23 protein-coding genes and 1 riboswitch are annotated in these 22056 nt (G+C 65.8%); of the genes, 14 read left to right on the top strand and 9 right to left on the bottom strand.

Going from position 1 to position 22056, the window contains the following annotated elements:
• Nucleotides 1–77 precede the first annotated feature (77 nt).
• The 3 genes from ACFO5X_RS23810 to mgtE all read right to left on the bottom strand — a co-directional run bounded on the left by ACFO5X_RS23810 (nt 78) and on the right by mgtE (nt 3006).
• Nucleotides 78–890: a TIGR00282 family metallophosphoesterase gene (locus tag ACFO5X_RS23810; RefSeq protein WP_380722277.1), complete on the bottom strand. Its 813-nt coding sequence runs from the start codon at nt 888–890 to the stop codon at nt 78–80.
• 167 nt (nt 891–1057) lie between these two features.
• Nucleotides 1058–1618 carry a 5-formyltetrahydrofolate cyclo-ligase gene (locus ACFO5X_RS23815; protein WP_380722279.1) on the bottom strand — a complete coding sequence of 187 codons (561 nt, stop codon included), beginning with the start codon at nt 1616–1618 and terminating at the stop codon, nt 1058–1060.
• Entirely contained in the window at nt 1615–3006 is a 1392-nt protein-coding gene (gene mgtE, locus ACFO5X_RS23820; RefSeq protein WP_380722281.1) for a magnesium transporter, read from the bottom strand. Before mgtE ends, ACFO5X_RS23815 begins: the two co-directional genes overlap by 4 nt.
• Before the next feature lie 136 nt (nt 3007–3142).
• Between mgtE and guaD the strand changes: the two genes are divergently transcribed.
• Entirely contained in the window at nt 3143–4444 is a 1302-nt protein-coding gene (guaD, locus tag ACFO5X_RS23825; protein WP_380722283.1) for a guanine deaminase, read from the top strand.
• A gap of 130 nt (nt 4445–4574) precedes the next feature.
• Nucleotides 4575–4651: riboswitch (SAM riboswitch) on the top strand.
• 62 nt (nt 4652–4713) lie between these two features.
• Nucleotides 4714–5886, top strand: coding sequence for an O-succinylhomoserine sulfhydrylase (gene metZ / locus ACFO5X_RS23830; RefSeq protein ID WP_380722284.1), 1173 nt, complete (start codon nt 4714–4716; stop codon nt 5884–5886).
• A gap of 122 nt (nt 5887–6008) precedes the next feature.
• Here metZ and dgcA read toward each other — a convergent pair whose 3' ends face one another.
• A complete protein-coding gene (gene dgcA / locus ACFO5X_RS23835; protein ID WP_380722286.1) occupies nt 6009–6974 on the bottom strand; it encodes an N-acetyl-D-Glu racemase DgcA in 966 nt (321 codons plus the stop codon).
• 47 nt (nt 6975–7021) lie between these two features.
• The gene (gene dgcN, locus ACFO5X_RS23840) at nt 7022–8023 is read right to left on the bottom strand and encodes an N-acetyltransferase DgcN (protein WP_380722288.1); all 1002 of its coding nucleotides are present in this window, start codon (nt 8021–8023) and stop codon (nt 7022–7024) included.
• Nucleotides 8024–8308: 285 nt separating this feature from the next.
• Here dgcN and ACFO5X_RS23845 point away from each other — a divergent pair, with 285 nt between their 5' ends.
• Together ACFO5X_RS23845 and ACFO5X_RS23850 are read left to right on the top strand one after the other, a co-directional pair.
• Nucleotides 8309–9268 carry an L-malyl-CoA/beta-methylmalyl-CoA lyase gene (locus tag ACFO5X_RS23845; RefSeq protein ID WP_380722290.1) on the top strand — a complete coding sequence of 320 codons (960 nt, stop codon included), beginning with the start codon at nt 8309–8311 and terminating at the stop codon, nt 9266–9268.
• Nucleotides 9269–9496: 228 nt separating this feature from the next.
• Nucleotides 9497–10459: an acetyl-CoA carboxylase carboxyltransferase subunit alpha gene (locus tag ACFO5X_RS23850; protein ID WP_380722292.1), complete on the top strand. Its 963-nt coding sequence runs from the start codon at nt 9497–9499 to the stop codon at nt 10457–10459.
• Nucleotides 10460–10516: 57 nt separating this feature from the next.
• Here ACFO5X_RS23850 and ACFO5X_RS23855 read toward each other — a convergent pair whose 3' ends face one another.
• Nucleotides 10517–10903: a GFA family protein gene (locus ACFO5X_RS23855; RefSeq protein WP_380722294.1), complete on the bottom strand. Its 387-nt coding sequence runs from the start codon at nt 10901–10903 to the stop codon at nt 10517–10519.
• Between the two features lie 114 nt (nt 10904–11017).
• A complete protein-coding gene (locus tag ACFO5X_RS23860) occupies nt 11018–11872 on the bottom strand; it encodes an SDR family oxidoreductase (RefSeq protein WP_380722296.1) in 855 nt (284 codons plus the stop codon).
• A 111-nt stretch (nt 11873–11983) separates the two neighbouring features.
• Between ACFO5X_RS23860 and ACFO5X_RS23865 the strand changes: the two genes are divergently transcribed.
• The 3 genes from ACFO5X_RS23865 to ACFO5X_RS23875 all read left to right on the top strand — a co-directional run bounded on the left by ACFO5X_RS23865 (nt 11984) and on the right by ACFO5X_RS23875 (nt 13722).
• On the top strand, nt 11984–12391 hold the full coding sequence (locus tag ACFO5X_RS23865; protein WP_380722298.1) for a winged helix-turn-helix transcriptional regulator: 408 nt from the start codon (nt 11984–11986) through the stop codon (nt 12389–12391).
• Nucleotides 12392–12480: 89 nt separating this feature from the next.
• Nucleotides 12481–13386, top strand: a complete 906-nt coding sequence (gene era / locus ACFO5X_RS23870) for a GTPase Era (protein WP_380722300.1) — start codon at nt 12481–12483, stop codon at nt 13384–13386.
• Between the two features lie 3 nt (nt 13387–13389).
• A complete protein-coding gene (locus ACFO5X_RS23875; RefSeq protein ID WP_380722302.1) occupies nt 13390–13722 on the top strand; it encodes a DUF1491 family protein in 333 nt (110 codons plus the stop codon).
• Nucleotides 13723–13781: 59 nt separating this feature from the next.
• Here ACFO5X_RS23875 and ACFO5X_RS23880 read toward each other — a convergent pair whose 3' ends face one another.
• Nucleotides 13782–15380, bottom strand: a complete 1599-nt coding sequence (locus tag ACFO5X_RS23880) for a phosphoenolpyruvate carboxykinase (protein ID WP_380722304.1) — start codon at nt 15378–15380, stop codon at nt 13782–13784.
• A 327-nt stretch (nt 15381–15707) separates the two neighbouring features.
• Between ACFO5X_RS23880 and ACFO5X_RS23885 the strand changes: the two genes are divergently transcribed.
• From ACFO5X_RS23885 to ACFO5X_RS23915, 7 genes are read left to right on the top strand one after another with little or no spacing between them, the layout of a single operon-like run.
• Complete coding sequence (locus tag ACFO5X_RS23885) at nt 15708–16409, top strand: response regulator transcription factor (protein WP_380722306.1); 702 nt, start codon at nt 15708–15710, stop codon at nt 16407–16409.
• Nucleotides 16410–16418: 9 nt separating this feature from the next.
• A complete protein-coding gene (locus tag ACFO5X_RS23890) occupies nt 16419–18143 on the top strand; it encodes a sensor N-terminal transmembrane domain-containing protein (RefSeq protein ID WP_380722308.1) in 1725 nt (574 codons plus the stop codon).
• 55 nt (nt 18144–18198) lie between these two features.
• Complete coding sequence (locus ACFO5X_RS23895; protein WP_380722310.1) at nt 18199–18570, top strand: HPr kinase/phosphorylase; 372 nt, start codon at nt 18199–18201, stop codon at nt 18568–18570.
• Nucleotides 18567–19448 (top strand): RNase adapter RapZ, encoded by an 882-nt coding sequence (gene rapZ / locus ACFO5X_RS23900; RefSeq protein WP_380722312.1) that lies wholly within the window; start codon nt 18567–18569, stop codon nt 19446–19448. Before ACFO5X_RS23895 ends, rapZ begins: the two co-directional genes overlap by 4 nt.
• A complete protein-coding gene (locus tag ACFO5X_RS23905) occupies nt 19445–19855 on the top strand; it encodes a PTS sugar transporter subunit IIA (RefSeq protein ID WP_380722314.1) in 411 nt (136 codons plus the stop codon). The genes rapZ and ACFO5X_RS23905 overlap by 4 nt, the downstream gene beginning before the upstream one ends.
• Nucleotides 19852–20121, top strand: coding sequence for an HPr family phosphocarrier protein (locus ACFO5X_RS23910; protein WP_380722316.1), 270 nt, complete (start codon nt 19852–19854; stop codon nt 20119–20121). The genes ACFO5X_RS23905 and ACFO5X_RS23910 overlap by 4 nt, the downstream gene beginning before the upstream one ends.
• Before the next feature lie 40 nt (nt 20122–20161).
• A complete protein-coding gene (locus ACFO5X_RS23915; RefSeq protein WP_380722318.1) occupies nt 20162–21046 on the top strand; it encodes a lysophospholipid acyltransferase family protein in 885 nt (294 codons plus the stop codon).
• Here ACFO5X_RS23915 and ACFO5X_RS23920 read toward each other — a convergent pair.
• Nucleotides 21043–21918 carry a 3-hydroxybutyryl-CoA dehydrogenase gene (locus tag ACFO5X_RS23920; protein WP_380722320.1) on the bottom strand — a complete coding sequence of 292 codons (876 nt, stop codon included), beginning with the start codon at nt 21916–21918 and terminating at the stop codon, nt 21043–21045. The genes ACFO5X_RS23915 and ACFO5X_RS23920 overlap by 4 nt on opposite strands.
• Nucleotides 21919–22056: the final 138 nt, after the last annotated feature.

Below are 22056 nucleotides of genomic sequence, written 5' to 3' on the forward strand. Positions count from 1 at the left end.
TTGCGCCGGGGCAGGTGCACCGGGCGGCCGGGCGATACGTGGCTCATCCGGCTGTCTGGCGGCCGGATCGCGACGCCTCAGGGCGTGGCTTCCTGCAGCCGTCCGCCCAGGCGCACCATTCGAATGGTCCGCGCCTTGCCCGTGGCGTCGTCCGTCTCGACCAGCACGCCCGACAAGGTTGCCTCGCCAAGCGCCGGGGTGAACCGCGTCTTCGCCATGCCGGTGATGAAGCGGCGCATCGGCTCGGCCTTGTCCATCCCGATGACCGAGTCGTAGTCGCCGCACATGCCCGCGTCAGTCAGATAGCCGGTGCCCCCCGGCAGAACCCGCGCGTCGCCGGTCGGCACGTGGGTATGGGTGCCGACGACAAGGCTGGCGCGGCCGTCGCAGAAATGTCCCAGCGCCATTTTTTCCGACGTCGCCTCGCAATGTATATCGACCACCACGGCCGAGGCGGTGCCGCCCAGAGGATGGGTCTTGAGCGCGGTGTCGACGGCCGAGAAGGGATCGTCGAAGGCGCGCTTCATGAAGACCTGGCCCAGCACCTGCGTGACCAGCACCTTGCGCCCGTTTCGGGCGCTGAACAGCCGCGCACCCTTTCCGGGCGCCGTCTTGGCGAAGTTCAGCGGGCGGATCACCCGCGGCTCGGTCTCGATGAACTGGAGCATGTCTTTCTGGTCGAAGGCGTGATCGCCCAGCGTGACGCAATCGGCACCTGCGTCGAGAAGCCCCTTGGCGTGCTCGCCCGTCAGCCCCATGCCGCTCGAGGCGTTCTCGCCATTGACCACGACAAAATCCAGCCGCCAGTCGTCGCGCAGCTTCGGCAGCCGTGCCGCCACCGCCGCGCGCCCCGCGCGGCCCATGACATCGCCCAAGAACAGTATTTTCATGCAGGATGCCTAGGCCCGCACGTCGCGCAAGGCAAGTCCTGCGTGCCGAAATCCTGCGAGGGTTTCGGGCTGTCGTTCTGCGCGGAAAAAAGGGTTCAAACGGTTGGGGTCAGGCGAATTGCTGCAGGACATGACCGGCTTTCCCCACCGCAAACGCGCCTGTCGGCTCAGCGAAAGCTCAGTACCCGGGTTTCGGTCACGATCATGTCCAGCGGCTGGTCGGTCACCTCCAGGGGCAGGCTCCCAGCCTCCTGCGCATCGAAGGCGAAGCCGATGGCCAGCCGCGGCCGGCGCGCGCGCAGCTCTTCCAGCGTGCGGTCGTAGAACCCGCCGCCATAACCCAGACGGTTGCCGTGCGCATCAAAGGCCACCAGCGGCACGATCAGGATCTCGGGGTCGATCAGCTCTTCCACCGCAGGGATCCGCGCGCCGAAAGGTCCGTCGATCATTGCCGTCTCGGGCTCCCACCGGCTGAAGCGCAGCGGCTGCCCGGCTGCCCGGATCACCGGCACGCCGACAGGACCGTGGGCGGCGGCCTCGGCCATCGCCGGCGTCGGGTCGATTTCGGTGCGCATCGCCATGTAGCCGGCCAGCGGAACCCCGCGATAGCCTGCCAGCACCTCGGACAGCTTGCCGGCATGCGCGCCGCCCGCGGTGGCAAAGGCCTCGGCGCGGCGGGCGAAGGCGGCCTTGCGCGCCTCGGTTTTAAGCGCGGCGAGGCCTGTCACAGCAGATACAGGGCCGCGAAGCCCAGAAAGGTGAAGAAGCCGACGATATCGGTCACTGTGGTGACAAAAGCGCCCGAGGCCAGGGCAGGATCGACCTTCAGCTTGTCCAGCAGCACCGGAACCCCGGTGCCCGCCAGACCGGCAACGATCATGTTCACGATCAGTGCGCCGCCGATCACCAGCGACAGCCCGGCCGATCCGAACCACAGGAAGGCGACCAGCCCCATCACAACGGCAAAGGCCACGCCGTTCAGCAGCCCGACCAGCACCTCGCGCCGGATCACCCGCCCGACGTTGGCGTTGGTCAGGTCGCGAGTCGCCAGCGCCCGCACCGCCACGGTCAGCGACTGGGTGCCCGCGTTTCCACCCATCGACGCAATGATCGGCATCAGCACCGCCAGCGCCACCAGCTGCGCGATCACCGCTTCGAACTGGGCGATCACCAGGGCGGCCATGTTGGCGGCAACAAGGTTGACCGCCAGCCAGGGCAGACGGGCCTTGACCGTCTCCATCACGCGGTCGGAAATCGAGCCTTCGCCGACACCGGCCAGACGCAGGATGTCTTCCTCGTGCTCTTCATCCAGCACGATCATGGCGTCGTCGATGGTGATCTGCCCGACCAGGCGGCCATCCGCGTTCACCACAGGCGCCGAGATCAGGTGATACTGGTTGAAGGCATAGGCGACGTCCTCCTCGTCCTGCGTCGCCGGGATCACCCGGAACATTTCCTCGGTCAGTTCCTTCAGCGGCACGTCGCGCCGCGCCGCCATGAGCCGGCCCAGCGTGACGTTCCCGATGGGATGCAGGCGCGGATCGACCAGGATCACGTGGTAGAAGGCATCCGGCAGCCGGTCTGATCCGCGCATGTAGTCGATGGCCTGCCCGACGTTCCAGTGTTCCGGGGCCATCACCACCTCGGACTGCATCAGACGGCCGGCGGAACCTTCGGGATAGGACAGCGCCAGCTCGACCGCGGCCCGGTCCACATCCTCGAGCGCGTCGAGAATCGCCTCCTGCTGCGGCTCGTCGAGAAACTCGACCAGATCCACCACGTCGTCCGAGTCGAGCTCGCGCACCGCCTCGGCCAGAACCTGCGGCGACAGGAAGCCGATGACTTCCTCGCGGACGCTCTCTTCCAGTTCCGACAGGATCTCGCCGTCGAACTCGCGCCCGTAAAGCTGGATCAGCTCGCGCCGCTCCTCGCCGTCGATTTGTTCGAGAAGGTCGGCGATGTCGGCCGCGTGCAGCGGCTCCATCAGCGCGATCAGCTTTTCGCGGTCGCCTGCCTCGACCGAATCGAGAATGGCCGCCACAACCTTGGTGGAGAGCGCATAGGCGTCCTCGTCGCGTTTGGCCTCGGTGTCGATCGGCTGTTCGTCTGCGTCCATCGGCCACCCCCTTTCCGCGATTGGCCGCAACCTACTGGAAGCTGCTACTGGAAAACAGCGGCAAATCCGGAATTTACCGCGCGTTTTGCGACAGCTACCCTGAGCGTCGTCAAAGCGGGCAGTCGGAGGCAGGCAGATGAGCGAAACGGTGATCCTGACGGGGCGCGTCCTCTGCTTCGACCGCTCGCCCTTCGATGGCGACCCCGCAGGCGCGGCGCGCGTGGAAGAGGCGGTGGCGATCGCCGGCGGAATGATCCAGGCCACCGGCGCGCGCGACATCCTGTGCGCGGCCCATCCTGGGGCAGAACTCGTCGATCACGGAAACCGGATCATCCTGCCCGGCTTTGTCGACGCCCACGCCCACTATCCCCAGACCGCGATCATCGCCAGCTGGGGCAAGCGGCTGATCGACTGGCTGAACACATATACCTTCCCCGAAGAAATGCGCTTTGCCGATCCGGCCTATGCCGCGGACATCGCCGCGCTCTACCTCGATCTGGTGACGGCGAACGGCACGACGACCGTCTGCTCGTACTGCACCATTCACCCCGCCAGCGCCGACGCGCTTTTTGCCGAGGCGCAGCGGCGCGGCATGCGGCTGGCGGCCGGCAAGACCTGCATGGATCGCGACACCGCGCCCGAGGGGCTGCGCGACACCGCGCAATCGGCCTATGACGACAGCCGCGCGCTGATCGGGCGCTGGCATGGGATAGACCGGCTGACCTACGCTATCACCCCACGCTTCTCGCCGACCTCAACGCCCGCCCAGCTCGACGCGCTGGGCGCGCTCTGGGCCGAACACCCCGATTGCCTGATGCAGACCCATCTGTCCGAGCAGACAGACGAAATCGACTGGGTGCTCGGCCTCTACCCCGAGGCGCGAGATTATCTCGACACGTACGAACGACACGGCCTGCTCGGCGAGCGCGGTCTTTACGGTCACGCCATCCACCTGACCGACCGCGAGCGCGCCCGCCTGCGCGAGACCGGCGCGGCGCTGGTACATTGCCCGACCTCCAACACATTCATCGGCTCTGGGCTCTTCGACATGGACGGGCTGATGGCGGCAGGCCACCGGATCGCGCTCGCCACCGATACCGGCGGAGGTTCCTCCTTCTCGATGCTGCGTACGATGGCCGCCGCTTATGAGGTGGGCCAACTCAGGGGACGCGCGCTGCACGCCGCCGAGCTGCTCTGGCTCGCCACTGCCGGCTCGGCCCAGACGCTGCACATGGGCGACCGGATCGGCACCATCGCCCCCGGAATGGAGGCCGACCTGATCGTTCTCGACCCCGACGCCACGCCCGCGCTGGCCCAGCGGACGGCGCGCGCAGAGGATATCTGGGAAACCCTCTTTGCCACCATCATGCTCGGCGACGATCGCTGCATCGCCGAGGTGCGCATCGCAGGACGTGTTGCTGGTGCCGGGGCTGGCTGAACGCACCGCAAACCGGATCTTCCTCGTGCCTGAAATATCCCGGGGAAGGCGCCGGAAGGGCGGCCGGGGAAGAGCCCCCATTCTGCGGCGCGTGCCGGGTTGACGTCATCGCCCATGCGGGAGTAAAGCCGAAGGACCACGTGGCGATTTGATACCGGATTGCGGGCCACGCTAAACAAGCTGCTAAAAGGTCAGGATGAAAGGCCCCTTTCGCTTGACCCGCGTCTGGGGCTTTTTCATTGCGCCCGCATGGGCCGGAAGGAATGGTTATGAAAGACTGGAGCAAACGCACCAAGGCGGTGCACAGCGGTACCCGCCGCAGCCAGTATGGCGAGCTGAGCGAGGCGATCTTCCTCACTCAGGGCTTCGCATACGACAGCGCCGAACAGGCCGAGGCGCGTTTCATCAAGGCGGGCGATGACGAGTTCATCTATGCTCGCTATGGCAACCCGACCGTCCGCATGTTCGAGGAACGCATCGCCGCGCTGGAGGGCACCGAAGACGCCTTCGCGACCGCCTCGGGCATGGCCGCCGTCAGCGGCGCGCTGACCGCAATGCTGCGCGCGGGCGATCACGTGGTTTCGTCGCGCGCGCTGTTCGGCTCCTGTCTCTACGTGCTGGAAGAGGTGCTGACCCGCTATGGCGTCGAGGTGACCTTTGTCGACGGCACCGATCTCGACCAGTGGCGCGCCGCGGTGCGCCCCGGGACCAAAGCGGTGTTCTTCGAATCCGTCTCGAACCCGACGCTGGAGCTGATCGACATCGCCGCCGTGGCCGAGATCGCCCATGCCGCGGGCGCGCTGGTGCTGGTCGACAACGTCTTCGCCACGCCGGTCTTCTCGGACGCCGTGGCGCAGGGCGCCGACGTGGTGATCTACTCGGCCACCAAGCACATCGACGGGCAGGGCCGCGCATTGGGCGGGGTGATCCTCGGCACCCGCGAGTTCATCCGCAAGACGGTCGAGCCCTACATGAAGCATACCGGCGGTTCCATGTCGCCCTTCACCGCCTGGATCATGCTCAAGGGTCTGGAGACCATGAGCTTGCGGGTCAACGCCCAGGCTGCCTCGGCGCTGAAGCTGGCGCAGGCTCTCGAAGGCCATGCGGCGCTGTCGCGGGTAATTTACCCGGGGCTGGCGGCGCACAAGCAGCACGATCTTTGCCAGCGCCAGATGGGGCAGGGCGGCACGGTGCTGTCATTCGACCTGAAGGGCGGCCAGGCAGCGGCGTTCAAGTTCCTGAACGCGCTCGAGATCGTGTCGATCTCGAACAACCTCGGCGACGCCAAGTCGATCATCACCCACCCGGCGACGACCACACACCAGCGCCTGCCAGCTGACCAGAAGGCGGCGCTTGGCATCACCCCGGGACTGGTGCGCTTCTCGGTCGGCATCGAGGATCCGGACGACCTGATCGCCGATGTTCTGAACGCTCTGGGATAGAGCGGCCTGCGTCGAGTAGGCGCTCCGCCCTTCGTACACGCTCCCCTCACCCCACCGGGGGGAGGGAGAGGGAGGGGGGCGCCACACCAGGGCGACGGGCGGCAGTCAGGGGCGGTTCAGGCTCAACCCCACAACGCCGCCTCCGGCGGATGCACACCCGCCGAGTCATAGACCAGCGCCGCCTCGCGATCCTCGGCCAGCAGCAGCGGCCCGTCGAGGTCGACCACCTCGGCCCCCTGCGCGACCAGAACCGCCGGGGCCATGGCCAGCGACGAGCCGACCATGCAGCCGACCATCACCTTGTATCCCTCGGCCAGCGCCGCGTCGCGCAGCGCCAGCGCCTCGGTCAGCCCGCCGGTCTTGTCAAGCTTGATGTTCACCACATCATACTTGCCCTTCAGCTTCGGCAAGGACGCGCGGTCGTGGCAGCTCTCGTCGGCGCAGACCGGCACAGGCCGCTCCATCCCCAGCAGCGCATCGTCCGCACCGGCGGGCAGCGGCTGTTCCACCAGATCGACGCCCAGCCGCACCAGATGCGGCGCAAGGTCGGCGTAGACCGGCGCGCTCCAGCCCTCGTTGGCGTCGACGATGATGCGGGCCTTCGGCGCGCCGCGCCGCACCGCCTCAAGCCGGGGCATGTCGTCGGGCGTGCCGAGCTTGATCTTGAGCAGCGGGCGATGCGCGTTCTTCTCTGCCTGCGCCTCCATCGCCTCGGGCGTGTCGAGCGACAGCGTATAGGCGGTGATCAGCGGCCCGGGCGCGGCCAGGCCGGCCAGTTGCCAGACCCGCTGGCCGGCGCGCTTCGCTTCGAGATCCCACAGTGCGCAGTCCACCGCATTGCGGGCCGCGCCGGCGGGCAGAAGCCCGGCCAGCGCGTCGCGGTCGAAGGTCGGCGGCAGGCCCTCGATTTGCGCCGCCACCGAATCAAGCGTCTCGCCATAGCGCGCGTATGGCACGCACTCGCCGCGCCCGGTCACGCCGCCGTCGGTCACCGTCACCGTCAAGACCTGCGCCTCGGTCCGCGACCCGCGCGAGATGGTGAACACCTGCGCCAGCCGGAACACGTCGCGCGTCACCTCGATCTGCATTGCCCCGGTCCTTCTTCTCTTTGAAAATACTCCCGCCGGAGGCGGCCTCAGTAGGCCTCCAGCGCCTCGGCCAGCCGGTCGGCACCCTGGCGGAACGGGTCCACGGCGGGCAGCCCCATCCGCTTTTCCACGCCTTCCAGATAGCTCAGCGCCTCGTCCTCGCTCATGTGCTGGGTGTTGATCGAAACGCCGATCACCTCGCATTTCGGATTCGCGACCCGGGCCAGCGGCAGCGCCATGTCGCGCACCATTTCCAGCGTCGGCATCTTGTAGCCGGGCAGGCCACGCATGTGCGGGCGCGAGGGCTCATGGCAGATCACCAGCGCGTCGGGCTGGCCGCCGTGGATTAGGGCCAGCGTCACGCCGGAATAGGACACGTGGTAGAGGCTGCCCTGGCCCTCGATCATGTCCCAGTGGTCGTCGTCGTTGTCCGGCGTCAGGTATTCGATCGAGCCGGCCATGAAGTCGGCGATCACAGCGTCCAGCGGCACGCCCGATCCGGTGATCAGGATGCCCGTCTGGCCCGTGGCGCGGAAGGTGCTCTTCTTGCCGCGCTTGCGCATCGCCTCGTCCAGCGCCAGCGTCGTATACATCTTGCCGACCGAACAATCGGTGCCGACGGCCAGCAGCCGCTTGCCGGACCGCTTGACCCCGCTGGCGATCGGATAACCGACCGAAGGCACCCGCACGTCGTGCAGGGTGCCGCCATGGGTTTGCGCCGCAGCGACCAGATCGCCCTCGTCGCGCAGCAGGTTGTGCAGGCCCGAGGCGATATCATAGCCCATTTCCAGGGCTTCGATCAGCACCTTCTTCCACGAGGCGCTGATGATGCCGCCGCGGTTGGCCACGCCGACGACCAGCGTCTTCGCGCCCTTTTCGCGCGCCTCGGCCAGCGTCAGGTCGGGCAGCTTCACATCGGCGCCGCAGCCGGGCAGGCGGATCTGGCCGATGGCGTTGTCGGGGCGCCAGTCGCGGATCCCCTGAGCAACCTTCGCGGCCAGTTGATCGGGTGCATCGCCCAGGAACAGAAGATAGGGGGTTTCGATCATGGCGCAGCACTCCTTTTGATTCCCGCGCACCTTATAGGCAGGCCGATGCGTTTGCCTTGCGAAAAGCACCGCGGAACTGGAGTCTTGTGCAAGATTTCAGGTGTTACGGGATAAAATGCCGAAGAATCTTGCGTCAAGATGGCCGGACTCGCTCAATGCCGCGCTGCGCGCCATGTTTCTGCGCCTGCACAATCGCCCTTGCGGGGCGACACGCAATTTTGATACGCCGGCCTGGTGATCCTGGGCAATTTCCTTGCGCACCTATGCCAAACCGGAGTTCCGCCGATGTCCTTTCGCCTCCAGCCCGTGCCACCCGCCCGCCTGAACCGCTGCCAGCTCTTCGGGCCCGGCTCGAACACCAAGCTCTTCGCCAAGATGGCTGCCAGCGCGGCGGATGTGATCAATCTGGACCTCGAGGATTCGGTTGCCCCAACCGACAAGGACGCCGCCCGCGCCAATGTGATCGAGGCCATCGGGGCGGTCGACTGGGGCCGCAAGACGCTCTCCGTCCGCATCAACGGTCTCGATACCCCGTTCTGGTACCGCGACGTGGTCGACCTGCTCGAGCAAGCCGGCGACCGGCTTGACGCGATCATGATCCCCAAGGTCGGCTGCGCGGCTGACGTCTATGCCGTTGACGCGCTGGTCACCTCCATCGAACGCGCCAAGGGCCGCAGCAAGCCGTTGAAATTCGAGGTTATTATCGAATCCGCCGCCGGCATCGCCCATGTCGAGGAGATCGCGGCCTCTTCCCCCCGCCTGGAAGCGATGAGTCTCGGCGCCGCGGACTTCGCCGCCTCGATGGGAATGCAGACCACCGGCATCGGCGGAACGCAGGAGGACTATTACATGCTGCGCGAAGGCCAGAAATACTGGTCCGACCCCTGGCATTGGGCGCAGACGGCCATCGTCGCCGCCTGCCGCACCCATGGCGTGCTGCCGGTCGACGGCCCGTTCGGCGATTTCTCCGACGATGACGGCTTCCGCGCCCAGTCCCTGCGCTCGGCGACGCTCGGCATGGTCGGCAAATGGGCGATCCACCCCAAGCAGATCGCCCTCGCCAACGAGGTCTTCACCCCGCCCGAGGCCAAGGTCGCCGAGGCGCGCGAGATCCTCGCCGCCATGGAAGAGGCCAAGCGCACCGGCGCGGGCGCAACCGTCTACAAGGGCCGGCTGGTCGACATCGCTTCGATCAAGCAGGCCGAGGTGATCGTGAAACAGTCCGAACTGATCGCCGCCGGCTGACAAATTGGCCGTTTTCCGCCGCGGAAAACGGCCGAAGCCCTGTGAGGAATGCGCCCGCACGGGTGTCGCCGCCGGCGCATCCTGCGCTCCTCACGGGAAACAGGCGAAACCCCCGCACGAGTTCGCGGCCCTCAGGCCAGCTCTGGCACGGCCGCGGGCGCGCGTGCCGAGTTGCATAAGCCCCGCGGCCCGTCCATATAAGGCCAAACGGCAAGAGCAGGGCACCCTATGACCCAGTATCTGGATTTCGAAAAACCGCTGGCCGAGATCGAAGGCAAGGCGGAAGAGCTGCGCGCACTGGCTCGGGGCGACAGCAAAGTGGATTTCGCCGACGAGGCGCGCGCGCTCGACGCCAAGGCGGCGACGATGCTGGACGAACTCTACAAGACCCTCACGCCCTGGCGCAAATGTCAGGTGGCACGCCACCCCGACCGGCCGCATTGCCGCGAGTATATCGACCAGCTCTTCACCGAATACACGCCGCTCGCCGGCGATCGGAACTTTGCAGACGATCACGCCATCATGGGCGGCCTCGCGCGGTTCGACGACAAGCCGGTGATGGTGATTGGCCACGAAAAGGGCCACGACACCAAATCGCGGATCGAGCGCAACTTCGGCATGGCCCGCCCCGAGGGCTATCGCAAGGCGATCCGCCTGATGGAGCTTGCCGGCCGCTTCGGCCTCCCGGTCATCACGCTGGTCGACACCCCCGGCGCCTATCCCGGCAAGGGCGCGGAAGAGCGCGGCCAGTCCGAAGCCATCGCGCGCTCGACCGAGGCCTGCCTGCAGATCCCCGTGCCGCTGGTGTCGGTTATCATCGGTGAAGGAGGCTCGGGCGGCGCGGTCGCCTTTGCCACCGCGAACCGCGTGGCGATGCTCGAGCATTCGGTCTACTCAGTGATCAGCCCGGAAGGCTGCGCCTCGATCCTGTGGAAGGATTCCGAGAAGATGGTCGAGGCGGCAGAACAGCTGCGCCTCACCGCGCAGGATCTGCAGACCCTCGGCGTGATCGACCGCATCATCCCCGAACCTCGGGGCGGCGCGCACCGCGACAAGGCCACGGCGATCAAGGCGGTCGGCAAGGCGATCGGCGCGATGCTGGGCGAGATGAAAAAGAAGGACGGCGCCGCTTTGGTCAAGGACCGCCGCCAGAAATACCTGGAAATGGGCTCCAAGGGACTGGCGGCTTAGCCCTGGTCGGTCAGGCTCTGCCGCAAGCGTCCGGATGGCCGTGTTGCGGATGGTGTTTCACCCTTCCTTCTTCGGCAAGCCATCCGCCATTTCCACCCAATCCACCCTCTCGTCCCAATGCACATGCGACTCGGGCAACAAATCGCTCGTGTCATCCAGCAGTGCGACATAGAAATGTGTCTCTCCCGGATAGCGCTCGGCGGCATAGGCCACCGGCGCACCGCAGGTGCCGCAGAACATCCGCCGAACCCCGGGGCTCGAGACAAAGACCTTCGGCTCTTCCCCGGTCCACTTCCACGCCCCGTCCGGCACCCCTAGGAAGGTGGTAAAGGCCGAGGCTGTCTGCCTCCGGCAGCTCTCGCAGTGGCAGTGCGAGCACCAGTTCGCCTCCCCCTCGAAGGCAAAGGAGACCGCTCCGCACAGGCAATGTCCGGTTCTCGTCATGACGCGACTCCCCTCGTGGCCGCACCAGCCTAGACGCCAACCGCAAATCCGGGCAAGGGGGCGCGCCCGTGCGGTCCGGCAGACGACGCGGCCAGCCGGACCCGGTTCAGGGGCCTAGACCACGGCTTCCAGCGTCTTGCGCATTGGCGTTGTCGGGTGGCCGATCAGCCGGGACAGGTCACGGTTCTGCGTCATCAGCGCGCCATGCGCGGCCTTGGCGTCGCTGTCGGCCAGAATCGCCGCGAAGCCCGCCGGCAGACCCGCCCCGACCAGCGCGTCCTTGTAGGCGGCCTCGGGCAGATCGACATAGACGACCGGCTTGCCCGAAACCTCTGCCAGCAGCGCGGCATATTCGCCCAGCGTGAAGGCCGTATCGCCCCCCAGCTCGTAGACCTTGCCTTCGTGCCCGCTGCCCGCCAGCACCTGCGCGGCGGCCTCGGCATAATCCTCGCGCGCGGCCGTCGCCAGCCGCCCCGCGCCGGCAGCGCCGAAGTGCTGGCCCATCGCCAGCGCCTGCGCGGCGCTCCCGGCAATGTTCTCGGAATACCAGCCGTTGCGCAGGAAGGTGAAGGGAATACCGCTGGCCCGGATCGCCGCCTCGGTCGCCACATGCTCTTCACCCAGCGCCATTCCACGGGTATCGGCGTTCAGCAGCGAGGTATAGGCGATGAACCCCACCCCGGCGGCCTTGGCTGCGTCGATCACATTGGCATGCTGCACCGCCCGCTGCCCGACCTCCGACGAGGAGATCAGCAGCAGCCGGTCAACCCCCGTCAGCGCGGCCTTCAGGCTGTCGGCATCGGTATAATCCCCCTGGCGTGTCGCAATCCCTTCCGCCGCATAAGCCGCGCGGGCGGCATCCGAACGCACCAGGGCGATGATGTTCTCTGCCGGTACCAGTTTTCGAAGGTGCGCGATCACCAGCTTGCCCAGTTGTCCCGAGGCGCCGGTTACAAGGTAGGTTGTCATCGTCTGTTCCTTTCAGGTCTCGAATCGAATACAAGTCTCATTTAGAGACCATTGCTTCTCCTGAGAAGGAGGCAGTAATTCATTACAAGGTAACAGGAAGGGACCCGCCCCATGCCGACCGCTCCTCAAAACCGGCTCGACGCCTGGAAGGCGCTGGGCTTCGATCCGTCCAACTGCCCGGTGCGCCAGGTGCTTGACCACGTCTCGGCCAAATGGCCGACGCTGGTGATGCTGGAACTGCGCCAGGGGCCGCAGCGGTTCAACGCGCTGTTCCGCATCCTGCCCGACATCTCGAAGCGGATGCTGGCCCAGTCGCTGCGCGATCTCGAGCGCGACGGGCTGGTGCGGCGCGAGGTCTTCGACACCAAGCCGCCCGGCGTCAGCTACAGCCTGACCGACATGGGCCGGTCATTTCTGGCGCGCTTCCTTACCCTCGTGGAGTGGGCGGACGAGAATATGCCCGCGATCCTCGCGGCCCGAACCGAGTTCGAAACCACCGCCCCCGGACAGGCCGTCTGAGCCATGCAGCGGCGGTCCAGCGCGAACCACCCTAGCAGATCGGGGCGAAATCGGCTAAGCCCGCGCCTTCTGAACGAGGGATCGCCCAAATGACCACACGCGCCGGATTCGTAGCCCTGATCGGCGAGCCCAACGCGGGCAAGTCGACCTTGCTGAACCGCATGGTGGGGGCCAAGGTCTCGATCGTCACCCACAAGGTTCAGACCACGCGCGCACGGATCCGCGGCGTCGCCATGGCCGGGGACAGCCAGATCGTGTTTGTCGACACCCCGGGCTTGTTTCAGCCCCGCCGCCGGCTCGACCGCGCGATGGTCGCCGCCGCCTGGAGCGGCGCGGCCGATGCCGATGTCGTCGTGCTGCTGATCGAGGCGCATCGCGGCATCACCGAGGGCGTCGAGCGCATTCTTGAACGCCTGACCGAGATCGGTCAGGGCCGCAAGGTGGCGCTGGCCATCAACAAGATCGACCGGGTTCAGGCCGAGTCGCTGCTGGCGCTGACCAAGGACATGAACGAGCGCTTTCCCTTCGTCGAAACCTTCCTGATCTCCGCTGAAAAGGGCCATGGCGTCGAACATCTGCGCGACTGGCTGGCGGGCGAGGTGCCCGAAGGCCCCTGGCTCTATCCCGAAGACCAGATCGCCGATCTGCCGATGCGCATGATCGCTGCCGAGATGACGCGCGAAAAGCTGACGCTGCGGCTGCACCAGGAACTGCCGTACCAGCTCACCGTCGAGACCGAGAACTGGGAAGAGCGCAAGGACGGCTCGGCCCGGATTGACCAGATCGTCTATGTCATCCGCGACGGCCACAAGGGCATCGTACTGGGGCACAAGGGCGAAACGATCAAGGCGGTCGGCAAGGCCGCGCGGGAAGAACTGGAAGAGTTCCTCGGCCGCAAGGTCCACCTCTTCCTGCAGGTCAAGGTGCGCCCGAACTGGCTGGAGGAATCCGAGCGCTATTCGGAAATGGGCCTCGATTTCAAGGACGGCAACTGAGCGTTGGCCCGGCTCGCGACCGAATTCTGGGTCAAGGCCTATCTCGCTAGGCTGCGGCTGCAGGGCATTGCCGGCTATGTTATGGCGCACGGCGACGATGTGGCTGGCGCCGTGCTGGTCAAGCTGAACACGCTCGACGGCCAGGCCCGGGCCTTCCAGCGCAGCTTTGACATGGCCGCGGATGCGCGGGTCTGGGTCGAACTTGCGAGTGGCCCCGAGTCCGATGTCGATGCTGCTTTGTCCCGTCAGCGCGACTTCGACTCCGACGCATGGATCATCGAGGTCGAGGACCGCGCAGGCCGCCACCTGCTGAACGAGGCGGGACTTTCCGACTGAGACAAATAAAGAACCGCCCCCGGACGTCCGGAGGCGGCTCTTTTGTCGGGGCAGGGGCCTCAGCCGATGGCGGCGGCCTTCACGTCCTCGTCGATATAGGGGACGTATTTGGCGAAGTTGTCCGCGAACATCTGCACCAGCTTGGCCGCCTGCTTGTCATAGGCCGCCTTGTCGTCCCAGGTGCGGCGCGGGTCGAGCAGCATCTGCGGCACACCCGGCACATCGACCGGCACGTCGAAGCCGAAGTTCGGATCCTTGCGGAAGGTCACTTCGGCCAGGGTGCCGTCCAGCGCCGCGGTCAGCAGGCCACGGGTCGCCTTGATCGGCATCCGGTTGCCGGTGCCATAGGCACCACCGGTCCAGCCGGTGTTCACCAGCCAGCAGGTCGCGCCGTGCTGGGCGATCTTCTCGCGCAGCAGGTTGCCATAGACTTCCGGACGGCGCGGCATGAAGGGCGCGCCGAAACAGGTCGAGAAAGTCGGCTCGGGCTCGGTCACGCCGCGCTCGGTGCCGGCAACTTTCGAGGTGAAGCCGCTCAGGAAGTGATACATCGCCTGTGCCGGCGTCAGCCGCGCGATCGGGGGCAGGACCCCGAAGGCGTCGCAGGTCAGCATGATGATGTTCTTGGGATGCCCGCCCAGAGCCGAGGCCGAGGCGTTCGAGATATAGTCCAGCGGATAGGCCGCGCGCATGTTCGCGGTCAGGCTGTCATCCTCGAAATCCAGCTCGAAGGTCTCCTCGTCGAAGACCATGTTCTCGATCACGGTGCCGAACTTGGAGGTGGTCGCATAGATCTCCGGCTCGGCCTCGGGGCTCAGCGAGATGGTCTTGGCATAGCAGCCGCCTTCGAAGTTGAAGGTGCCGCGATCCGACCAGCCGTGCTCGTCGTCGCCGATCAGTACACGGGCCGGATCCGCCGAAAGCGTGGTCTTGCCGGTGCCCGACAGGCCGAAGAAGACGGCGGTGTCGACGGGGTTGCCCTTGGCGTGGTTGGCCGAGCAGTGCATCGGCATGATGCCCTTCTCGGGCAGCAGGTAGTTCAGCAGCGTGAACACCGATTTCTTGTTCTCGCCCGCATACTCCGTGCCGCCGATCAGGATCATCTTGCGATCGAAGTTCATCGCGATGACGGTTTCCGTGCGGCAGTTGTGCTTTTTCGGGTCTGCCTGGAAGCTCGGGCAGTTGATCACCGTCCAGTCGGCGGTAAAGTCATCGAGATCCGCGCGATCCGGGCGGCGCAGCATGTGGCGGATGAACAGACCGTGCCAGGCCAGTTCCGTGACCATCCGCACGTCGATCGAATGCGCGGGATCCGCGCCGCCAATCAGGTCCTGAACGAAATAATCGCGGCCCTTCATGTGCTCCAGCATGTCGGCATAGAGCGCATCAAAGCCCTCGGGCGACATGGCCGCGTTGTTTTCCCACCAGATTTTGTCGGCGACGCTGTCGGTCTTGACGATGTGCTTGTCCTTGGGCGAGCGGCCGGTGAATTTGCCCGTGGTCACGAGCAGCGCGCCGCCCTTGCCCAGCCGGCCCTCGCCACGGCGCAGAGCGGCTTCCACAAGCGCCGGCTCCATGAGGTTGTAATGAACCTCGCCGAGACCGGTGATGCCTTGATCTTCGAGGCGGAACCTCGGGTTGACGTGTCCAGATGTCATGCGGGTTAGTCTCCTTGGACGGCGCTCGATCGCCGGCGCAAGGGGGCGCCGGATGCCGTTGTCGGGTCTTAACATGCCGGTCGAAGGCGTGAACAGGACGCTTTGGCGCAGTTAGCGCCATCACCGATACGTTTAGCGCAACCATGCCCGTTCGGCGGTCCCGGCTTCGTGGCGTTTCTGCGACAATTCAGCCATTCCTAACACTTTTTTGCCAGATTTGCCTCCTAACGCTTGAGTGATTCGCACTTAAGGATTGATTCGAAAGGTCAAAGCGGCGATGTATTCACAAAAAAATAGCGAATAACGAGCAGCATAGGGGCACTTCAGATGTCTAAGATCGCATTGGTGGACGACGACAGGAACATCCTGACGTCGGTCTCGATGACGCTTGAGGCCGAGGGTTTCGAGGTCGAAACCTACAACGACGGACAGGCGGCGCTGGACGCATTCAACAAGAAACTGCCCGACATGGCGGTTCTGGACATCAAGATGCCGCGGATGGACGGCATGGACCTGCTGCAACGCCTGCGCCAGAAAACCCAGATGCCGGTGATCTTCCTGACCTCCAAGGATGATGAGATCGACGAGGTTCTGGGCCTTCGCATGGGCGCCGACGACTATGTGAAGAAGCCGTTCAGCCAGCGCCTCCTGGTCGAGCGCATCCGCGCGCTGCTGCGCCGGCAAGAGGCCGTGGAAGGCGACGCGGTCGGCACCGGCCCCGAGGCCAAGGTGATGGAACGCGGCCATCTCCGCATGGACCCGCTGCGTCACGCGGTGACCTGGAAGGGCAAGGATGTCTCGCTGACGGTGACCGAATTCCTGCTGCTCCAGGCGCTGGCGCAACGCCCCGGCTTCGTGAAGTCGCGCGACCAGCTGATGGACGTGGCCTATGACGATCAGGTCTATGTCGACGACCGCACGATCGACAGCCACATCAAGCGTCTGCGCAAGAAGATGCGCACCGCCGACGACGATTTTTCGGCCATCGAAACGCTTTACGGAATCGGCTACCGTTACAACGAAGAATAGACAGCGCCGATGAGCATCGCCGAAAGGACTTTCGTGCGCGACAGGGAAAGCCCCCGCAAACATCGCAGCGGCGATGTGGTTCTGGGCGACGATTGGGTCGCACCGGACGCTGGCATTTCCGAGGAACTGCGGGTCAAGCGGGCACGGCGCAACTTCTTCTCTCTGAAGGGGTCGCCGCTTACCCGCAAGATCGTCATGTTCAACCTGATCGCCCTGATCATCCTGGCGGCCGGCATCCTCTATCTCAACGACACCCGGGACAGCCTGGTCCTGCAGCGGGCCAATGCCCTCGTTGGCGAAACCGAGCTGATCGCCAACGTCTTCGAGGCACAGCTGGGCGACGCCGACTTCGGCGAGGCGCCTGCCGGCATGGTCGAGGCGACACTGGAAAATCTCAGCCTGCGCAATGGAGTAGAGGTTTTTGTCTTTGGCGGCGACGGCGCGCTGATCGGGCACATCAAGGGCGAAGGCCAGAGCAGGGCACTCGACGCGCTGACCCCCGGCGCCAAGGGCCACACGGTCATCACCGACGTTCTGACCCGTGTCTGGCAAAGCACCGCGGGCCTGCTGTCCCCGCGCGGCGAATCCGGCCCGGCGACCCTGGCCGAGCAGCTGACGGCGGCGGTCCCGGCGGCGCTCAACGGCGGCACGATGGTGGAAACCGGGCTCGACACCGCTGGCGGAACCGTCCTTTCGGCGACCGCCCCGATCCTGCGCGACGGTGCCGCGCTGGGCGCGGTGGCGCTGGCCAGCCCGTCGGGCGAGATCGACACCCTCGTGCGGGCCGAACGCGAGCGCGTCCTGCAGATGTTCCTCGTAGCCATTCTCGTCTCGGTCGGCCTCAGCCTCGTGCTGGCCTCGACCATCGCGAACCCGCTGGCCGATCTGGCCGAGGCTGCCGAGCTTGGCCGCGATCGCGACTCGCGGCGCGTCAATCCCGGCCGCATCCGCATTCCCGACCTGTCGGCGCGCCCGGACGAGATCGGGCGGCTGTCCCGTGCGCTGCGCGGCATGGTCTCGGCGCTCTACAACCGTATAGACGGCAATGAACAATTCGCCGCCGACGTGGCCCATGAGATCAAGAACCCGCTCGCCAGCCTGCAGTCGGCCGTGGGCACCCTGCGCATGGTCAAGCGCGACGACCAGCGCGAACGGCTGATGGATGTGATCGAACACGACGTGCGCCGGCTCGACCGCCTGGTCAGCGACATTTCCAACGCCTCGCGGCTCGACGCCGAACTGGTCAAGGAAGAGGAAGAGCCTTTCGACCTTCTGACCATGCTCAGGAACCTCAACCAGTATCTGGGCGAGGATGCCAAGGCGAAGGGCATCGATTATATCGCCGACCTGCCCGCCGGGCAGATCGTGATCCAGGGGCTCGAGGCCCGGCTGGCCCAGGTCTTCGTGAACCTGATCACAAACGCCATCTCCTTCTGCGAAGATGGCGACGCGATCCGCGTCTGGGCGCGCCAGCGGCAGAACCGTGTGCTGGTGGTGGTCGAGGATACCGGCCCCGGCATCCCGGACGAGGCGCTGAGCAAGGTGTTCAAGCGCTTCTACTCGCAGCGCCCGGCCGAGCATTTCGGCAACAACTCCGGCCTCGGCCTCGCTATCTCCAAACAGATCGTCGAGGCGCATGGCGGCGTCATCTGGGCCGAGAACATCCGCCCGACCGAGGCCGACATCACCTCCGAACCGCTGGGGGCCCGGTTTGTCGTCGGCCTCCCGGTCTGACGGCGCGTCTCTCACGCTGCATGCCAGTTGCATCGCGCTGGACGGTCGCGGTCTGTTGATCACCGGGGCCTCGGGGCGCGGCAAGTCGTCGCTGGCGTTGCAGCTGATGGCCCTGGGCGCTCGGCTGGTGGCAGACGACCGCACCGACCTGACCCGGCAGGGGGACCAGGTGATTGCCAAAAGTCCCATTGCGATCAAGGGTTTGATCGAGGCACGGGGAGTGGGTCTTTTGCGGGCGGAGGCGGCTGGACCAACCACCGTTGTCCTGTCGGTGGATCTCGACCTGAATGAACAGGAACGCCTGCCGCCACCCCGCCACATCCGGCTCCTCGGGTGCGACATCCCCTTGCTTCGCGGCGCGGAAATGCCACATCTAGGCCCGGCCCTGCTGCAATTCCTCAAGGCAGGGCGCCAGGAAACGCCATGACGCCGGTCAAATCGCAACTTGTTCTGGTGACCGGCCCCGCCGGGGCGGGACGTTCGACCGCGATCCATGCGCTCGAGGATATCGGGTTCGAGACCATTGACAACCTGCCGCTGCGTCTGGTGTCCCGCCTGTTGGACGGCGGCACCGAGCGTCCGCTGGCGCTGGGCATTGACACCCGCAACCGCGATTTCACCACGGCCGGGCTGCTGGAGCTGATCGAGGATCTGGCCGCGCGCCGCGACACCGAACTGACGGTGCTCTATCTCGACTGCCGCCCCGATGTGCTCCTGCGCCGCTATTCCGAGACGCGCCGCCGGCATCCCCTGGCCCCCGCCGAAGGCGTCGAGACCGGCGTGGCGCGCGAAATGGACCTGCTCGCCCCGATCCGCGACCGGGCCGACACGCTGATCGACACCTCCGATCTCAACGTCCACGAGCTCAAGGCCGAGATCGCCCGCTGGATCGAACCCGAAAGCCAGACACGCCTTGCGCTGACCGTGCACTCCTTCAGCTACAAGCGCGGCCTGCCGCGCGCGGTCGACATGGTCTTTGATTGCCGGTTCCTGACCAACCCCTACTGGGTGCCCACACTGCGCGCGCTTGACGGCCGCGACCCCCGGGTCGCCGCCCATGTCAGCGCCGATCCGCGTTTTGCCGGCTTCTTCGACCGGGTGCTCGACATGACCCGTTTCCTGCTCCCGGCCTTCGTGGCCGAAGGCAAGGCGCATCTGTCCATCGCCTTCGGCTGTACCGGCGGGCAACACCGCTCCGTGATGATGGCGGAAACCCTGGCCAAGACCCTTGCGGAGGATGGACAGCAAGTGTCAATTAGGCATCGCGAGCTGGAAGGGCGAGCTGCGGAAGAGAGCAAGGCGTGATCGGTATAGTCATTGTGGCTCATGGTGGGCTGGCCAAGGAATATCTGGCCGCGATGGAGCATGTGGTCGGGCATCAGCCGGGCCTGCGTGCCGTTTCGATCGAGGTGGATCACGACCGCGACGCGAAACAGCAGGAGATCTGCGCCGCCGCCGATGCCGTAGACATCGGGGATGGTGTGGTGGTGGTGACCGACCTCTTCGGCGGATCGCCCTCGAACCTCTCGCTGCTCGCGTGCCGGCCCGACAATCGCCGCATACTCTATGGAGCCAACCTGCCGATGCTGATCAAACTGGCGAAAAGCCGCCAACTCCCGGTCGCCGAGGCGGTGCGCAACGCCATGGACGCGGGCAAGAAATACATCAACACCCGCAACATCAGCCTCGACCCGCCGGCGGTGTCGAAATGACCCGCCGCAGCCTGAAGATCGTCAACGAAAAAGGCCTGCACGCGCGGGCCTCGGCCAAGCTGGTCGAAGTGGTCGAAGGGTTTGACGCCACGGCCGAAGTGTCCCGCGACGGCTTGTCCGCCTCGGGCGATAGTATTATGGGCCTTCTCATGCTGGCCGCCTCAAAGGGAACGACTATTGACGTCGAGACCTCGGGGCCGGATGCTGAGGCACTTGCCGACGCAATTGAGTCCCTGGTGGCGGACCGGTTCGGTGAAGGGTTCTGACCGCAAGCATGGCCTGCGGAAAGAGGGGGATAGACGCACTGTGGCGGATACCACGCAAGACAGCTCGACTGGAGCCGTGAGCGAACCCGAGTCGCTGGGCGAGGTCTATGACCGTCGCACGCTCACTTATGCCAATTCCTTCGATGACCGCTGGACCGCGATGGCGATCAAGGCCATCGAATGGATGACCGGCAAGCTGACCATCCTGCGGATGGTCAACCGGTTCGAAAAGACCAACTCGGATTACCGCGGTCAGAAGTTCTGGAAGGGCGCGCTGGATGTCATGGGCATCGACCTGCGCACCCCGCCCGAACAGATCGCGAATATCCCCAAGGAAGGGCCGGTCGTCGTGGTGGCCAACCACCCCCACGGCATGGTCGACGGCATGATCCTGGCCGAGCTGATCGGCCGTGTACGGCAGGATTACCGCATCCTCACCCGCTCGGTCCTGACCGGGCTGGACGAGGCGGCGACCTCCTTCATGATCCCGGTGCCCTTTCCGCACGACCCCGAGGCGCAGCGCAAGATGGTCGAGATGCGCGCCAAGGCGATGAAGCATCTGGCCGACGGCGGCGTGGTCGCGCTGTTCCCATCGGGCGTGGTGATGTCGTCGGACAGCTGGTTCGGCCCCGCGATCGAGCGCGAGTGGAACCTGTTCACCGCCAAGATGATTCGCAAGTCGGGCGCACGCGTGGTGCCGATCCACTTCCATGGCCACAACTCGCGCTGGTATCAGATCGCCAACCGGATCTCGCCCATCCTGCGTCAGGGCCTGCTGCTGCACGAGATCGTGCGCTCCTGCAACAAGCCCAATGCGCCGGTGATCGGCAAGGTGGTCCCGGAGGACCGAATGGCCCAGCTTGAAACCGACCCGCGCGGCTTTCTCGTCTGGCTCCGGGCGCACACGCTGAGCCTCGGAGGCTAGCGCGTCGGCACCGGCGTCTCGCCGCGATAGTCGTAGAACCCGCGCCCGGTCTTGCGGCCCAGCCAGCCGGCCTCGACGTATTTCGTCAGCAGGGGGCAGGGGCGGTATTTCGTATCCGCCAGCCCGTCGTGCAGGACGTTCATGATAGCGAGGCAGGTGTCCAGGCCGATGAAGTCGGCCAGTTCCAGCGGCCCCATCGGATGGTTCGCGCCCAGTTTCATCGACTGGTCGATGCTGCGCACGTTGCCCACGCCTTCGTACAGCGTATAGACCGCTTCGTTGATCATCGGCATCAGGATGCGGTTGACGATGAACCCGGGGAAATCCTCGGCGCTGGCGGCGATCTTGCCCAGGTTCTCGACGACGCCCAGACAGGCCTTGTAGGTGGCTTCGTCGGTGGCAATGCCCCGGATCAGCTCGACCAGCTGCATCACCGGCACCGGGTTCATGAAATGGAAACCCATGAACCGCTCCGGCCGGACAGTCCGGCTCGCCAGACGCGTGATCGACAGCGACGAGGTATTCGACGTCAGGATCGTATGCGGCAGCAGATGCGGCTGCAGATCCTCGAAGATCGCCTGCTTGACGCTCTCGCGCTCGGTTGCGGCCTCGATCACCAGATCGGTCGCGGCAACGTCGGGCAGGGTCAGGGTGGTCTGGATGCGCCCGATGGCGGCTTCCATGTCGGTCTCGGCCATCTTGCCGCGTCCGACCTGACGCGACATGTTCCCCCGGATCACCGCCATCGCCTTGTCCAGCGCGTCCTGGCTGATGTCGCTCATCACCACGTCATAGCCCGCGACGGCCATCACATGGGCAATCCCGTTGCCCATCTGTCCGGCGCCGATCACCCCGATTTTCCGGATTGTCATATGCTCTGCCCTATTCCTTGCGACTGACCGACCATATCGGCCCGGCGCGGTCGGCGGCAAGGGGCAGGGCAGACGCAAGTTTGCGGAAAATCCGACCATTAGCGGATTGGCAATCCTTCGGTGCGATTCAGGGCGCGG

Source organism: Seohaeicola nanhaiensis, assembly GCF_042654245.1.
Taxonomy (GTDB): Bacteria; Pseudomonadota; Alphaproteobacteria; order Rhodobacterales; family Rhodobacteraceae; genus Seohaeicola_A; species Seohaeicola_A nanhaiensis.